Origin of the sequence: Collinsella sp. AF23-4AC, assembly GCF_003462685.1 — a bacterium.
Taxonomy (GTDB): Bacteria; Actinomycetota; Coriobacteriia; order Coriobacteriales; family Coriobacteriaceae; genus Collinsella.
On record NZ_QRVE01000012.1, the window covers coordinates 1 to 16,451 of the forward strand.

At 61.0% G+C, this 16,451-nt stretch carries 11 protein-coding genes; 6 read left to right on the forward strand and 5 right to left on the reverse strand.

Features of this window, described 5'->3' with window-relative positions; translation table 11 throughout:
- Positions 1-112: 112 nt before the first annotated feature.
- Positions 113-2,200: a glutamine synthetase III gene (locus DWY05_RS06985; RefSeq protein WP_117837223.1), complete on the reverse strand. Its 2,088-nt coding sequence runs from the start codon at positions 2,198-2,200 to the stop codon at positions 113-115.
- A gap of 426 nt (positions 2,201-2,626) precedes the next feature.
- On the opposite strand from DWY05_RS06985, the gene DWY05_RS06990 reads away from it, so the two are divergent.
- The 6 genes from DWY05_RS06990 to DWY05_RS07015 all read left to right on the forward strand — a co-directional run bounded on the left by DWY05_RS06990 (position 2,627) and on the right by DWY05_RS07015 (position 9,989).
- On the forward strand, positions 2,627-3,499 hold the full coding sequence (locus DWY05_RS06990; protein ID WP_117837224.1) for a methylenetetrahydrofolate reductase: 873 nt from the start codon (positions 2,627-2,629) through the stop codon (positions 3,497-3,499).
- On the forward strand, positions 3,499-4,287 hold the full coding sequence (locus DWY05_RS06995; protein ID WP_117837225.1) for a hypothetical protein: 789 nt from the start codon (positions 3,499-3,501) through the stop codon (positions 4,285-4,287). The genes DWY05_RS06990 and DWY05_RS06995 overlap by 1 nt, the downstream gene beginning before the upstream one ends.
- Positions 4,288-4,296: 9 nt before the next feature.
- A complete protein-coding gene (locus DWY05_RS07000) occupies positions 4,297-6,852 on the forward strand; it encodes a homocysteine S-methyltransferase family protein (RefSeq protein ID WP_199413373.1) in 2,556 nt (851 codons plus the stop codon).
- A gap of 108 nt (positions 6,853-6,960) precedes the next feature.
- The gene (locus DWY05_RS07005) at positions 6,961-8,325 is read left to right on the forward strand and encodes a PFL family protein (RefSeq protein ID WP_035136908.1); all 1,365 of its coding nucleotides are present in this window, start codon (positions 6,961-6,963) and stop codon (positions 8,323-8,325) included.
- Between the two features lie 318 nt (positions 8,326-8,643).
- Positions 8,644-9,531 carry a methyltransferase domain-containing protein gene (locus tag DWY05_RS07010; protein WP_233504030.1) on the forward strand — a complete coding sequence of 296 codons (888 nt, stop codon included), beginning with the start codon at positions 8,644-8,646 and terminating at the stop codon, positions 9,529-9,531.
- A 158-nt stretch (positions 9,532-9,689) separates the two neighbouring features.
- Positions 9,690-9,989, forward strand: a complete 300-nt coding sequence (locus DWY05_RS07015; protein ID WP_006234690.1) for a YhbY family RNA-binding protein — start codon at positions 9,690-9,692, stop codon at positions 9,987-9,989.
- Positions 9,990-10,058: 69 nt separating this feature from the next.
- Here DWY05_RS07015 and DWY05_RS07020 read toward each other — a convergent pair whose 3' ends face one another.
- From DWY05_RS07020 to glmM, 4 genes are all read right to left on the reverse strand, one after another.
- Positions 10,059-13,058, reverse strand: a complete 3,000-nt coding sequence (locus DWY05_RS07020; RefSeq protein WP_117821009.1) for a BTAD domain-containing putative transcriptional regulator — start codon at positions 13,056-13,058, stop codon at positions 10,059-10,061.
- A gap of 448 nt (positions 13,059-13,506) precedes the next feature.
- Positions 13,507-14,235, reverse strand: a complete 729-nt coding sequence (gene nagB, locus DWY05_RS07025) for a glucosamine-6-phosphate deaminase (RefSeq protein ID WP_055251013.1) — start codon at positions 14,233-14,235, stop codon at positions 13,507-13,509.
- A gap of 272 nt (positions 14,236-14,507) precedes the next feature.
- On the reverse strand, positions 14,508-14,975 hold the full coding sequence (locus DWY05_RS07030; protein WP_370448090.1) for a PTS glucose transporter subunit IIA: 468 nt from the start codon (positions 14,973-14,975) through the stop codon (positions 14,508-14,510).
- A gap of 101 nt (positions 14,976-15,076) precedes the next feature.
- Positions 15,077-16,414, reverse strand: coding sequence for a phosphoglucosamine mutase (gene glmM / locus DWY05_RS07035; protein ID WP_006234694.1), 1,338 nt, complete (start codon positions 16,412-16,414; stop codon positions 15,077-15,079).
- Positions 16,415-16,451 lie beyond the last annotated feature (37 nt).

Genomic DNA, 16,451 nt, shown 5'->3' on the forward strand with positions numbered 1-16,451 from the left:
GGTTTAAAGCTGGCCGCTGCGCGGCCAGCAGACTAAAGTCTTGAAACAAGAAAGCCGGGGTCCGCGTAATGCGGACCCCGGCTTTCAACCGTGACGGTATGTTGTCCCAATCCTACACGTAGAACAGGATGTCGTCGTAGGTCGGGACCGGCCAGTAGTCGGCGGCCACGATCTCCTCCATGGCATCCACGGCGGCGCGCAGCGTATCCATAGCGGGAACGACCTCGTGCGCGTACACGTTGGCCTGCTCCTGGCCATCGAGGGCCTCGGCCTTCTGATGTACGGCGTCGAGCGCCTTGATGGAGTCGTTGATGGCGGTGATGCCGTTGCAGAGCTTGTTGAGCGTGTTCTGCTCGCACTGCATGGCAGCATCGGCACCGGCAGCGCGGATTGCCTCCAGGCCCTTAGCGACCTTGGTGGCATAGGCGGTGATGACCGGGCGATAGGTACGACGTGCCTCGCGAATCATCGTGGTAGCCTCGATGTTCATGAGCTTGTTGTACTTCTCGAGCTTGCAGTCGTAGCGGCACTGGGCCTCGGCCTTGGTCAGGACACCCGTCTCCTCAAAGAGCGCAATGGCCTTATCGGAAACAAAGGCGGGAAGAGCGTCGGCCGTGGTCTTGTTGTTGGCAAGGCCGCGCTTCTCGGCCTCGATGGGCCACTCGTCAGAGTAACCGTCGCCGGAGAACAGGATGCGCTGGTGATCGGTCAGCACCTTCTTGCAGTACTCGAGCGCGGCGTCCTGGAACTTATCCTCGGGCGTACCCTCGAGTGCGTCGGCGAAGGACTTGAGCGACTTGGCCACGGCGGCATCGAGCACCAGGTTGGAGTCGGAGACGTTCTGCTCGGAGCCGCAGGCACGGAACTCGAACTTGTTGCCGGTGAAGGCAAACGGGGAGGTGCGGTTGCGGTCGGTGTTGTCCTGCATCAGCTTGGGCAGGGTATCGGCGCCCAGGTCAAGCACGCCGCGCGTGGCATGGACGGAAGCCTTGCCATCGATGATCTTCTCGACGACCTCGGTAAGCTGGTCGCCCAGGAAGATGGACATAATCGCCGGAGGAGCCTCGTTGGCGCCCAGACGATGATCGTTGCCGGCCGAGGCAACGGAGGCACGCAGGAGCTCCTGATAGTTATCGACGGCCTCGATCACCGCGGTGAGGAAGACGATGAACTGCAGGTTGTCGAGCGGGGTGTCGCCCGGGTCGAGCAGGTTCTCGGACTCGGTGCCAAGCGACCAGTTGTTGTGCTTGCCCGAACCGTTGATGCCCTCAAAGGGCTTCTCGTGCAGCAGGCAGACCAAGTCGTGGCGGGAGGCGATGAGCTTCATCTTCTCCATCATGACCAGATTCTGGTCGATGGCCTCGTTGACCTCGCCGTAGACAGGGGCGAGCTCATGCTGGCAGGGAGCGACCTCGTTGTGCTTGGTCTTGGCAGGAATGCCAAGCGCCCACAGTTCATCGTCCAGATCCTTCATATAGGCCGAGACGGTGGGGCGGATAGCGCCAAAGTAGTGCTCCTCGAGCTCCTGGCCCTTGCAGGGAGCGGCGCCAAAGAGGGTGCGGCCGGTGATGACCAGGTCCTTGCGCTTGCGGTAAGCGTCCTTCTTGATCAGGAAGTACTCCTGCTCGTCGCCCACGGAAGGAACAACCTTCTTTGGCGTCTTGCCGAACAGCGCCAAAACGCGCTTGGACTCACGCGAGAGCGCAGTCATGGAGCGCAGCAGCGGGGTCTTCTTGTCCAGGGCCTCGCCCGTGTAGGAGCAGAAAGCCGTGGGGATGCACAGGACATCGTCCTTGATAAAGGCGGGGCTGGTGGGATCCCAAGCGGTGTAGCCACGGGCCTCGAAGGTGGCACGCAGGCCGCCGTTGGGGAAGCTGGAAGCATCGGGCTCGCCCTGGATGAGGTTCTTGCCCGTAAACTTGGTAATGGCGGTGCCGTCGTGGTTGGGCTCCAGGAAGCTGTCGTGCTTCTCGGAAGTAATGCCCGAAAGCGGCTGGAACCAGTGCGCGTAGTGCGTCGCGCCCTTGGAGATGGCCCAGACCTTCATGGCGTGGGCAACGGCGTTGGCCACATCCAGGTCGAGCGGCTCACCGCCCTCGAGGGTTGCAGCAAGGCGCTTCCAAATGTCCTTGGGGAGGTAGTCCTTCATGACTTCCTCAGAGAACACCATGGTCCCGAAGCGGTCAGTAAGTTCGGCCATACGGAACTCCCTTCGTATCGGCACCGCGTGAGAAGCGGTGTTGATTACTAACGAACGAGTCATAGCTTAGACTCGCCGTGTTTCCGCGACATTACCGTTATGTTGCTGTCGCGAAACCAATCAATGAGGTTACCCTATCGAGGCGGCGTTGCCACCCTCAACAGCCAATCAACTGCATAAATTGCAGACCTCTCCCCATGGTTTAAGGGTAGTCAATTTGGGACGGGGCTCTATTAACTGGTATTTCGCATCAGATACCATTCAATATAGCCCCATCCTAGATTGCCCGCCCTGTTATAGGAAATGTCGATAGCAAGGCATCTTTGATTGGTATCCCCAAATAGCGAGTGAAACTCCACCGTGGCACAGTGGTGCAGTAGAATCCTTACAACACATCACACTATTACGTATCTAGAGGAGCACGATATGCGCGTCGACGAGGTTTTTAAGCAGGCAGCATCCCAGGGCACCGCACCCGTTTCGTTTGAGATGTTCCCGCCCAAGGGCGAGCTTACCCTCGACACGGCTCGCGAGGTGGCGGGCAACCTGTGCAAGCTTTCGCCGAGCTTTGTCTCAGTTACTTGCTCGGCCGGCGGCTCGGGCAACGGTGCCACCACCGCCCCCATCGCGCATATGATTACGAGCGAATTCGATACACCCTCGGTGGCACACCTCACCTGCGTCGGCCGCACGCATGCCGATATCGCCGCCAAAATCGACGAGTACCGCTCCGCCGGTGTGGAAAACATCCTGGCCCTGCGTGGAGATCTCCCCGCCGGCGCGACCGAGGACGACAAGCCCGCCTCCGACTACGCCTACGCCCGCGACCTCATCCCCGAGCTCATCGACGCCGGCTTTTGCGTGGGCGCCGCGGCCTACCCCGAGGGCCACATTGCCTGTGAGGATCTCAACCTCTCGGTCGAATACCTCAAGCAAAAGCAGGACGCCGGCGCAAGCTTCTTTGTGACGCAGCTCTTCTTTGATAACGAGTGCTTCTACCGCTTCCGCGAGCTTGCCGACAAGGCCGATATCACCGTGCCCATTACCGCGGGCATCATGCCGTTTATGGGCAAGTCGCAGATCAGCCGCATGGTCTTTATGTGCGGCGCGTCGCTGCCCTCCCCCGTCATCAAGATTCTCGCCAAGTACGAGAACGACCCCGAGAGCCTGCAGGCAGCCGGTGTAGATTATGCCGCCCGCCAGCTTTGCGACCTCAAGGAGCACGGCGCCGACGGCCTGCACCTGTACACTATGAACCGTCCTGCGATCGCCGCGACCATTATGGAGCGCCTGGGGTAATGGAAAAACCGCACATCGATACAACCGCTGTCGAAGTGCCGGCCGACCTTGCGTCGCCGGCGCTTTACCGTGTCGATGCTGCGCACCATCCCCGTGTCGACCGTGCCGAGATGCTGCGGTATCTGGGGTACGGCGGCCAGCAGATCGAGCCCGAGCTGTCACGACGTATTGAGCTTGTGGTCGAGCGTCTAGAACTGGACATTGAGCCCCGTGGCGTGCGCCGCATATTTGCCATCGATGCCACGGGCGTCGATGAACAGGGCGAGCCTTGCATTCGCTTGGTCGGTACCAACGTTGAGCTGCGAGGTCGCGATATCTATCGACATCTCAAAGACGCCCGCTTTGCCGCGCTCATGGCATGCACCCTCGGCATGGACGCCGAGCGTCGCCTGCGCACCACGGGAGCCCAGCAGCCCCTAGAGGGAGCCGTGCTCGATGCCGCGTGCTCCGCCTATGTGGAAGCCGCCGTCGAGCAGATGGACCAGCAAGTCAAGACTGCGGCCGCCGCACACGGACTCGCCGGCAACTGGCGCTTTAGTCCCGGCTACGGTGACTGCCCGCTCTCGGCCCAGAGCTCGATCGTCAACGCGCTCAACGCCACGCGGCTCATCGGGCTTACCGTCACGTCCACCAGCCTGCTTATGCCCACCAAAAGCGTGACCGCGGTGATCGGCCTGTTCGACGGCGAAGTCCACGACGCCCAGACCCGCCCCACCTGCAATATCTGCTGCATGCGCGAGAGCTGTCGCTTCCGCGCCGCCCACACCACCTGCTATTCCAGCCATTAGGAGCCCCCGATGTTTACTCCGCTTATCACTCATGATTCTGACGGCACTGCATTGGCGGCACCCGTTGATGCCGCACGTCGCAACGGTGCCACGTACAAGACGCGCACGATCGACGATCTGCGCATTAAGGACGATCGCCTGCGCGCCGCCATCGAGGGCACGGGGCATCTGCTGTTCGACGGCGGGATGGGCACCATGCTGCAGGCTGCCGGCATGAAGGCGGGCGCCCTGCCCGAGCTGCTCAACTTTGAGGAGCCCCAGGTTATCACTGATATCCAGCGTCAATATGTCGAGGCCGGCTGCGACGTGATTACCGCCAACACCTTTGGCGCCAACGCCCACAAGCTCGACGGTGCCGCCACCGTGGCAGACGTCTTTGCCGCGGCCGTCGCCTGTGCCCGCGAGGCCGGCGCCCGCTACGTCGCCGGTGACATCGGCCCCATCGGCGCGTTGCTTCGCCCCTTGGGCACCCTCAGCTTTGACGAGGCCTATGACCTCTTTGCCGAGGAAGTTCGCGCCGGCGTCGATGCGGGCGTGGACCTCTTTATTATCGAGACCATGACCGACCTAGCCGAGATCAAGGCGGCCGTCCTCGCCTGCCGCGAGAACTCCGACCTGCCCGTCTTTGCCACCATGACCTTTGAGGAAGACGGGCGCACCTTCCTGGGCACGAGCCCCGAGGTTGCAGCCATCACGCTCGACGCTATCGGCGCCGACGTCCTGGGCATCAACTGCAGCCAGGGACCGGCTGAGCTCCGGGGACTCGCCGCACGTATGCTCACCGTTACCGACAAGCCCGTTATGGTGCAGGCCAACGCGGGACTCCCCCATGTGGACGACGACGGCAACACCGTCTTTGATATCCAAGCCCCCGAATACGCCGAGGCCGTCGCCGGCATGATTGAGGACGGCGTGGGCGTCGTGGGCGGTTGCTGCGGAACCACGCCGGCGCACATGGCGGCCTTGCGCACGCTTATCGACAACCACACGCCCAGCCCGCGGCGCCGCAAGCCCAGCATGTCGGTCACGAGCGCCCAAACGGTCGTGGACCTTCCCTGCGACGGCCACAAGATCGCCGTCATAGGCGAGCGCATCAACCCCACCGGCAAAAAGCGCCTGCAGCAGGCCCTGCGCGACGGCGATCTGGACTACGTGGTGAGCCAGGGCATCAGCCAGCAGGAGCAGGGCGCCGACATCCTGGACGTCAACGTGGGCCTGCCCGAGATCGACGAGGTCAAGATTATCCAACAGGCGACCGAACAGCTCCAGGGCTCCACGCTCCTGCCGCTGCAGATCGACTCCACCGATCCTGCAGCCGTCGAGGCCGCCGTGCGCCGCTACGCCGGCAAGCCCATCATCAACTCGGTCAATGGCAAGCAGCAGATCATGGATGAGATCTTTCCGCTGGTCGCCCACTACGGCACCAACGTTGTCGGCCTTACGCTCGACGAAGGCGGCATCCCCGATACCGCCGAGGCTCGCTTCGCCATCGCCGAGCGCATCGTGGCCGAGGCTGCCCGCTACGGCATCGGACCGGACCGCATCCTCATCGACTGCCTGGTCATGACCGCCTCGACCAATCAACGCCAGGCCGAGCAGATCCTGCGCGCCATGTCCCTGTGCAAGGAGCGCCTGGGTGTCAAATGCGCGCTCGGCGTGTCGAACATCAGCTTCGGTCTGCCTGCCCGCCCGCTGCTGGGCTCGGTCTTTTTGGCCGCCGCCTTTGGCGCAGGCCTCGACGCCCCCATCATGAACCCGGGCTCTAAGCGCTTTATGGATACCGTCTACAGCTATCGCGTGCTGAGCGTTGAGGACGAGGGCTCGACCGGATACATCGAGCGCTACGCCGGCTGGACCGATCCGTATAAGATTGCCGCCAACCCGGCGGCCGCCCAGTCAGCATCGAGCGATGCCGCACCTGCCGCAAGCACCACCGCAAGCGCCGATGACGACCCCATCCGCCACATGGTCGTCTCGGGCCGCAAGGGCGAGATCGCTGCCGAGACCGAGCGCCTGCTGGCAGACCACGACGCTATGGACCTCATCAACAACCACTTTATCCCCGCCCTCGACGAAGTTGGCGTCCTCTTTGACCAGGGCAAGTTCTTCTTGCCGCAGCTTATGGCCTCAGCCGAGGCCGCACGCGTGGGCTTCGACACCATCAAGCGCCTGATGCCCGCCGGCGAGATCGCCGACAAGGGCAAGATCTGCGTGGCCACCGTCAAGGGCGACATCCACGATATTGGCAAGAACATCGTCAAAATGCTGCTCGATAACTACGGCTACACCGTCTTTGACCTAGGCCGCGACGTCGACCCGCAAGAGGTGCTCAAGACCGTACAGGAGCGTGACATTAAGCTCGTCGGCCTCTCGGCGCTTATGACCACCACCGTCGTCGCCATGGAGGAGACCATCAAGCTGCTCCATGCCGAGGTTCCGGGCGTCAAGATCATCGTGGGCGGCGCCGTGCTCACCCCCGAATACGCCAAGCAGATCGGCGCGGACTACTACGCCAAGGATGCCGCCGAAAGCGCACGCATCGCCGAAGAGGTCTTTGGGCAGTAACACAACGGAAACAACCGAGCACCAAAACGTGCCGCACGCGCCACTTGGCACGTGCGGCACGTTAGAATAGAAAAGGCTATGCTCGTTTTGGCAGATAGGAGCGCAAGGATGGCGATCACGCCCGCAGAAATCGCGGAAACCCGCGGCATGGTTGAGGAGCAGAACCTCGACATCAGGACCATCACCATGGGTGTTTCGCTCATGGGTTGCGGTGACGAGAACCTCGACCGCATGTGCACGAAGATCTACGACCACGTGACGCACACGGCTGAGCATCTGGTCGAGACCGCCGAGAACCTCGAGCGCGAGTACGGTATCCCCATCGTCAACAAGCGCGTTTCCGTCACCCCGGTGGCGCAGATTGCCGCGTGCTGCAAGGATGAGGACCTCACCCCCATCGCGCACGCCCTCGACCGCGCGGCCGAGACGCTCGGCATCGACTACCTGGGCGGCTTCTCCGCACTCGTCCAGAAAGGCATCGGCGACGCCGACCGCCGCGTCATCCAGTCCATCCCCCAGGCGCTCGCCACCACGAGCCGCGTCTGCTCCAGCGTCAACGTCGCCAGCCTGCGCGCCGGTATCAACATGGACGCCGTGCTTATGGCCGCCCAGACCATCATCGATGCCGCCAAGCTCACGGCCGACCAGGACTCCGTTGGCGCCTCCAAGTTTGTCTGCTTTGCCAACATGGTCGAGGACTCCCCGTTTATGGCGGGCGCCGTCCACGGCGGTGGCGAGGCCGACGCCGTCATCAACGTAGGCGTCTCGGGCCCCGGCGTTATGGCCGCAGCCCTGGAGACGCTACCCGATTCCGCATCGATGATGGAGGTTGCCGAGAAGATCAAGCAGACCGCCTTTAAGATCACCCGCGCCGGCGAGCTCATGAGCCGCGAGGCCGCCCATCGTCTGGGTGTCGAGAAGGGCATTGTCGACCTGTCGCTGGCTCCCACGCCTGCCATCGGCGACTCCGTTGCCCGCATCCTCGAGATCATCGGTGTTGGCACCTGCGGTGGCCCGGGCACGACCTGCGCGCTCGCCATGCTCAACGATGCCGTCAAGAAGGGCGGCGTCATGGCCAGCTCCAGCGTGGGCGGCCTCTCGGGCGCCTTTATCCCCGTGTCCGAGGACGCCGGCATGATCGCCGCCGTCGAGGCCGGCGCGCTTTCGCTCGAGAAGCTCGAGGCCATGACCTGCGTGTGCTCCGTTGGCCTGGACATGATCGCCATCCCCGGTGACACCCCGGTCGAGACCATCGCTGGCATCATCGCCGACGAAATGGCCATCGGCGTTATCAACAACAAGACCACGGCCGTCCGCGTGATTCCCGCCATCGGCAAGGGCGTGGGCGACTGCGTCGAGTACGGAGGCCTGTTCGGCCGTGCACCCATCATGCCGGTGAACCCCAACGCCGGCACCGTGCTTGCTCACCGTGGCGGACGCTTCCCGGCGCCGCTGAACTCGCTCAAGAACTAGCTGAGGGGTTCGGGCGAGGAGCCCCGGGGAGGGCAAATATATAAGGTCGCCTGCTCGGACAGTCCTGACTCGCACGGAGAGCACATTAAGTGCTCTCCGGCTCGTGCGGAACTCGCGATCGACCTTATATATTTGCCCTCCCCGGGGCTCCCGCACAACGGGACCTCGGTTGGGTTCTATCCCGGTTGCAGTTGCTTCGCTCCTGCACCACTTGGCTGGTGCGGCGGTTTGGCGTTGGAACGGTTCTTTTTCTGATATATGCTGGTTGCGGCTCTTCTTTTGGGAGGAGTCGCTTTTTTGTTGCTAGGAGGTTAGCCCGTGGTTGATGGGGATGCTCGCTCTGAGCTTCTTTCTGTTGATTGGAATCAGGAGTGGATGCGTCTGCAAGCTGATCGGCGGCGGGCTGATGATTCTTTTGAGTGGGATAAAAGGGCTCGGCATTTTCGTCCACTGGAAACTGCCCCTTATGCCCGGGATTTTATAAAGTTGTTGACGCTTGAGCCCGGCGAGTCGGTGCTGGATATGGGATGTGGAGCTGGGTCGATTGCTATTCCGCTTGCTCAGGCTGGGCATCCTGTGATTGCGGCTGACTTCTCCCCTGCCATGTTGGGCACGCTTGATGCTGGCATTGAGTACTATGGGCTCGAGGATCGCATTACGCCGCTTGAGCTTGCTTGGGATGATGATTGGGATTTGGTTGGACCGGTCGCGAAAGCGGTGGATGTTGCCTTTGCCAGTCGGTCGGTTACGACGACCAATCTAAAAGATGCGCTTGCCAAGCTTGATCGAACGGCTCGTCGGCGTTGTGCTGTCACGATGGTCGCTAACTCCAGCCCGCGCTATGATCTGCACTTGATGAACGCTATCGGTGCCTCGGTTACCTGCAGTAATGGCTTTGTGTACGCCTTCAACATCCTCATTCAGATGGGTGCCCTGCCGCAGGTTACATACTTTGAATCGCCGCGTCGCGATACCTTCGACAGCCTTGAAGCGGGCGTGGCGGACTTTTCCCGCATGCTTGAGCATGGCAACGAGGATAAGATCGACCGTTTGCGCGACTACATCGCCCAACACATGATTGAGAATCCCCATGCCGGCGAGCCGGGCTCCAAGGGCGTGCCGCAGGGGCGCTATATGCTCGATCATGTCCGCAAGGTTCGTTGGGCGTTTATTGCATGGGATCCGGTCTCTGCGCCCAGCTCATAGCCTGTTCGCAGCCCGCACCGCCCACTCACTCGGCATCCGCATTCTTTTTGAACTGGGCAAACACGCTCCACACCGCGCCGTTCCTGCGCTATCGTGGGACAGCTCACGTAGATTAAGGCCCCGTCGCGGGGCGCCCCTTACATAGAAAGCGAGAACCCATGGCACTGACAGGAGCCCAGGTCAAGCAGCTTCGCAGCATGGCCCATCACCTCAACCCCGCCATCATCATCGGTAAGTCCGATGTCAACGAGGGCACCGTCGAGCAGACGGTCGCCTACCTGGAGAAGCACGAACTCGTTAAGTGCTCCGTGCTCGATGGCTCCAGTCTTTCCGCCCGCGAGGCCGCCGAAGAGCTCGCTGAGCGTTGCCACGCCGAGGTCGTCCAGGTCATCGGCCGCAAGTTCTCGCTGTATCGCGAGTCCTCGCGCAAGGACATCGAGAAGATCAAGCTCGTCTAAGAGCCAATGATCCAGCGAGCCAACACATAGCAAGCTTACGGGTGCCCAAGTACTTCGGGCGCCCGTTTTTTATCGCTCGACCAGCACGCGATTGAGCCGCCCCTCCACCAAGCGCTCGTATAGACGCCGCGTCTCGGGCTCGGGCACGCCATTGACCTGCTCCCTCAGATGGTGCATATGCCCACTGTATAGCTCGACGATATCGCGCCGCCGCCCCGCCGCACTGTAGACGCGCATGGCGCAGCGCACCATATCCTCACGCGCCGTTTCCTGCCGAAGCCCCGACTCCGCCAGCCAAATCGCCGACTGCAGGTCGTTTTCTTCTAGGGCGGCATTTGCTCCCTTAATCATGCAATCGATGTACTTTGACTGCATAATGCGTCGCATACGCAAAAAGTAGGTGGGGTTACAGCCATTGGGAACATACAGCGGTCCGGCATAAAGCTGCTCAATCTTAAGGCACAGCTCAACTAAATGGGGCCCGCGCGCACCCGTGCGATTTCCCAAAACCTCGCGACTTATCTGGTCAAACAGCCGTACATCGGTCTTGACGTAGTCGCCGTTGAGTCCGATGCATTCATTTTGGATGAGCACACACGACTTGCCATCCGGCGTCGGTCCCAAAGCCGACCGCAAGCGCGATATCGTCGAGTACAGGTTGTTGCGGGCGCTATTGAACTCGGCATGGGGCCACAGCTCCATGGCCAGCGTCTCACGATCGACGAGCGCATCCATGCCCAGCGCAAGCCGCTCGGCAAGTGTCGCCGCCTTCTTGCGGCGCCACATTTTGTCCGTGATGGGAAACCCGTCGCGCTCGGCACGAAACGCCCCAAACATACGAATCTCGATATGGTCGATGGTATCAACGGCTTCAACCTCACCGGCCTGGAACAGGCGCTCGCCCTCCCCTTCCAAATCGTCGCGCAACGAGTACCGCGACAGCTCGCGCACGGGAAGCTTCTTGCGAATCCTGGTCGCCGGCTCGCCCAGACAATGCATGGCAAGGCGCGCAAAGAGCCGATACGATGGTTCCAGAATCCCCGCGCGATTCATGGACATCCAGGCCGCAAGGTCGCTGTCTCGGCCCGCACAGGCCAAATGCAGCGCCACCATCCAGGCTTCTGCGCCACCAACCTGCGTCTGGCTTATATCGAGTAGCTCCGCTTCCTCGCGCACCGAAACCATCGAGGTGTTACGCAGATACGCCGCGCGCTCCAGCAGCAATGCGTTATCGCGCATGTACGCAATCGACTCCTCGGCAAGTTTGAGCACTTGGACCGCACGGAACTTTGCATTAACCGGCCGTCCCTCTGCCAGCGACTGCCAGCCTTCTAGCAACAGGCCAAACAGCTGAATCTGGTTGTCGCGCATGCGCACGGCAAAACGGTCGAGCTCGTTAAATGCCGCGTCGTCGGTTACCGGCAGGCCGGAAAGGAGCCGCCGTGCCGCCAACACCATGCGCACCCAGATAGCCATCGCCTTAAGCCCACGTACGTCGAGCGCCTCCCGCACCACCGTCATCTCGTCGTCGCGCTCGTCGGTTCCCGCAAACGACCCGTCAAAGAGCTCCACCAGCATGCTATCGGCCCGTATAACAATCCCCGCAATGTCGAGCTCGCAGTCGTAGGCCTTGCACGTTTTGAGCTGCTGAAGAACGCCGCCGTCATCTCCCCGCTCGGTCAGGCAGCGCTTGACCTCGATATGCGCGGACAACATATCGAGTGCGGTATGGAATGTCTCGATTTCTGGCACGGCCAGGTTCGTAGGAAGCCCAAGCCCGTTGTCCCCATAGCAAACAGCCGTCAGTGTCTGGGCCACCCTCCATGAAACAGGGTCTATTTCGCAGGCCGCCCGTTCGCCCCCGCGCTCGATGACCGATGCCATATAGCGAGCGAGCTTTGTATTGGACACGCTGACCGCTGCCAGATATACGCCAAGCGCCTCGGCAGGCGTTGGCTCTGGAGCCGGATCGTCGGCATCGATCGTGCCCAGCGCTGCTCGGCAGATATCGGCCCCGTGTCCCGTCAGAGTCAGATCGACCCCATACTGCCCAGCAAGTTCAAGGACCGCCTCACGGTCCAAAAAGGCGTCCGCCAGGCCCATCGCCGCATCGCATCGGCCCGCCTTAAGCAAAATCCGGGCCGCCCTCGGAACAAGTTCGGGGCGAACCTCGGCCACCAACTTACGCAAACGCAAGCGCCCGTTATCCTCCGTGCCCAGACACGTAAAACTCCGCTCGGCGGGGTCCAAGCCAAAGATCGGGTAGTCGCGTACAAAGTAGGACTGGTCGACCATCGACAGCCTCACCCCACAAGCCTCGAGTTCTGCGATATTGCCCTCGCCCATCAAAATCATGAGACATGCCACGCAAAACAGCGCATTATTGTCGAGTGAAGCCAGATCGACAAGTGCCGCGCCATATACGTTGACAATCTCGTTTTCGAGCAGGCCGGCTACGTCGCCTTGGCCATACAGACCCGTCTGCAATGCCGAGACGAGCTCGGGCACGCCCTGCGTAAGCTGATAAAAGTCGAGCGATGTGCTGATCGAAAACGCCGATGCCCACGCCGAATACTCATAGGCATGCACCTTGAGCATCTGCGCATTGATCTTAACCGAATCGCCCAGCCCATGAATCAGCTGACGATTTGAAGGACGGCAGGAGATAAAGACCCCTACCCCCATAGCGCGCAGGCCGCGAATCCTCTCGATGAGGTCTTCGGTATCGTGCTGATCGAGGTTTGGCACATTATCAATCGCGATAAGGGAGTGCGGTTTGTCTTTGAGTTCTTCGGTAACCACCTCGAGCTGCATAAACACCTCGCGCCCAATGGCGCGATCGGCCTCGATAATCCGCACGGGGCCTCGCGTCGGGTCGCATTTAACCTCATGGGTGTACTGCAGCAGCACCGAGGTCTTCCCAAACCCGTCGGGCGCATAAAGAACCACGATGCCGGCCTTTCGGCCCTTGGCGATAAGCTCATTCATCAAGCGTTCGCGTCGCACCATACAGCCTCCGCCCAGAGGCATCAGCTCGAGCTCGTCTATACTGCTCAAATCGTTTTCCATGCCCGCTCCTCAACTCGACCGTATGGACACTGTAGCCGCAAGACCATACAAGCCGCGCTATGAATAGAGCGACCTTGTGTTTTAGGTTGTCTTTTGGTACGCAAGCGGCAAGTTTTTGTACAGCGAGGACCGATTGTTATTAATCCCCCAACTAATCGGTCTTTAAGCAGGTAAATGAGCTTGTCAGCTTGTCCCATCTAAGCGGCAGTGTAACGCAGATAAACAAGGTTCATCTATGTCATTCAACTCGCCTAGCACCCGCTACCGTCTACGACCTTTTAGTGGCATTTTTGCATAGAATCTGGTATGGAATGAATCAAACTGTTGGACATCCTGCATTCGTCAAGCTTGCGGCAAGATTATGGTCAAATGGGCAAAAAGGGATAGCAAAAAGGCCCCCGCAAAGCGGAGGCCTTAGGCAAGGCTATGTCGAGGTGCAGAATTCGCGCTACTCGCAGAGCGAAAGGGCGGCCTCGTCGGCAACGACAACGCAGTTGGTGTGCAGCTGCAGGATCGAAGCCGGGCACGCGGGCGTAACCGGACCATAGCACATGTCATGCACGGCCTGAGCCTTGGCCTCGCCGTTGGCGACGACCAGGATCATGCGGGCATACATGATGGTCTGGGTACCCATGGTGTAGGCCTGACGGGGAACATCGTCGATGCTGTCGAACAGGCGGCTGTTGGCCTGAATGGTGCTCTCGGTGAGGTCGACGCAGTGCGTGCCCTTGGAGAAGTGGTCATCGGGCTCGTTGAAACCGATGTGGCCGTTGTTGCCAATGCCGAGCAGCTGCAGATCCGGGTAACCGGCGGCGGCGACGATCTTGTCGTACTCAGAGCAGGCAGCGGCGGCATCGGGGTTGGAACCGTCGGGCACATGCGTGTTGTTCAGGTCGATGTTGATGTGATCGAAGAAGTTCTCACGCATGAAGTAGTGATAGCTCTGGGGATCGTCGTGCGAAAGGCCGCGATACTCGTCCAGGTTGTAGGTGCTGACCTCGGCAAAGTCGACGTCGCCCTTCTCGTACCAAGCAGCGAGCTGCTTGTAGGCACCGATCGGGGTGGAGCCGGTGGCAAGGCCCAGCACACAGTCGGGCTTGAGGATAACCTGCGCCGAGATGATATTGGCGGCCTTGCGGCTCATATCCTCGTAGTCTTTAGCTTTAATGATCTTCATTACGCGTCCTTTCTCGTACAAGAGAGGCAAGGCTCCCCTTACAAGCACTTGCCCGCGGCCCGCGTCGGCCGCAACCAACGTGTGCGGCCACCAGGGCGAGGTCGCGTAATGTATGTGTCTCGTGTCTAGCCGCGTCGAGGCCCCTGCCCGTCCACGGTGACCCGAAGCCTTTTAGCTTCGGACAAATCCCATCTTGCCACGGAGGGCGTCCTCTTTCAAGGGCGCCCTCCGTAAACGTGTTTGAATTGTAGGCTAATGGCCACGTGCACTTGCTAGCGCTCGCGAGCAACGATGAGCTGGTCCATCTCTTCGACATGCACGCCAACGGAGCCCTTGATACTCGAGAACTCAACGGAGTTGCACACCAAGATGGGAACCGTCACATCGTAGCCCTCGGCGGCAATTGCCTCGCGATCGAACTCAATGAGTACATCGCCCTTATGAACGATGTCACCCACTTGCGCATGTACGGTAAAGTGCTTGCCCTCGAGCTGAACAGTGTCCAAGCCAACGTGGATGAGCACGTCCAGACCATCGACCGTGTTAAGCGCAACGGCGTGTCCCGTGGGAAAAATAGCCTCGACCTTCGCGTCAGCCGGCGCGATCACGCGCGTACCCGTAGGCTGAATGGCAACGCCCTGGCCCAAAAGGCCGGTAGCAAACGTCTGATCGTTTACCTCGGAGAGCGGAATGACGTCACCCGAGATGGGAGCATCCAACGTAAGGACTCGATCACGCATACCAAAAGACCTTAGGACTTTAGTGAACATGCTCCCCCTCGGACATACCGATCAACCAAAATAACCTTAACAGTTTACCACTTGGCACCCGTTTTTGACCATTAGGGAAGTTCGCGCTTGACAACCTCGACGATGTCGTCGACAACGCGCTGGGTCAGCTCGTGCGTCTCGGCCTCGGCCATCACGCGGACCAGCGGCTCGGTACCGCTCGGGCGCACCAGAATGCGGCCGCGGCCGTCAAGCTCCTTCTCGGCAGCAGCGACGGCATCCCAGATGGGCTGGCAATCGTCCAGACCGGCCTTGTTGTCCGAATGCACGTTGACGAGCACCTGCGGGTACTTCTTCATGATGCCGGCAAGATCGGTGAGGGTACGACCGGTGCGCTTGAGCACGGCCAGCAGCTGCAGAGCCGTCACCAGGCCGTCACCGGTGGTGTTGTGCTCCAGGAAGATGATGTGGCCGGACTGTTCGCCGCCGATGACGGCGCCGTCCGCGAGCATGCGCTCCAGAACGTAACGGTCGCCCACGGCGGTCTGAACCATCTCGAAGCCCTGCTCCTTCATAGCGATGGAGAAGCCCAGGTTGCACATGACGGTCGAGACGATCTCGGAGTTGGCGAGCTTTCCGCGAGCGGCGAGATCGGAGCCGCAGATAGCCAGGATGTAGTCGCCGTCGATCTCGTTGCCCTCGCTGTCCACAAAGAGCACGCGGTCGGCGTCGCCATCGTGAGCCAGACCGATATCGGCATGGGTACGCAGCACGAGCTCGCGCAGGGGCTCAAGATGGGTGGAGCCGCACTCGACGTTGATGTCGGTGCCGCAATAATCGGTGTTGATAGCGTGCACCGTGGCACCCAGGCGCTGCAGTGCGGCGGGCGTAGTCTGGCAAGAAGCGCCATGACCGCAGTCGACGGCAACGACCAGGCCGTCGAGCCTCAGGCCATCAAGCGTATCGATGGCGTGGTCGACGTATGCCTTGCGAGCGTCCTTCATCTTGATGATGTGGCCCACGCCGGCACCGGTCGGCAGCGTGTCGGCAGCCATGGCTTCCTCGGACATGACCCAGGCGCTGATCTCTTCCTCGACAGCATCGGGAAGCTTCATGCCCTTGCGGCTAAAAAACTTGATGCCGTTGAACTCCGGCGGATTGTGCGAAGCGGAGATGACGATGCCGCCATCGAGCTCGTTCTGAACAGTGAGCAGCGCCACGGCGGGCGTGGGGATGACGCCGCAGCAATGCGGGCGGCCGCCCTCGGCCATGATGCCGGCGGTCAGAGCGCTCTCGAGCATGGTGCCCGAAAGACGCGTGTCGCGGCCGATGCAGATGTCCGGACCAAGGAACTTGGTCGCCGCGCGGCCCAGGCGAAACGCAAGGTCGCATGAGAGGTCGGCATTGGCGACGCCACGGACGCCGTCGGTACCGAAGATGTTCTGGGGCATAGGATCGCTCCTTCCCTAGCAGGCGATATGCAACCGC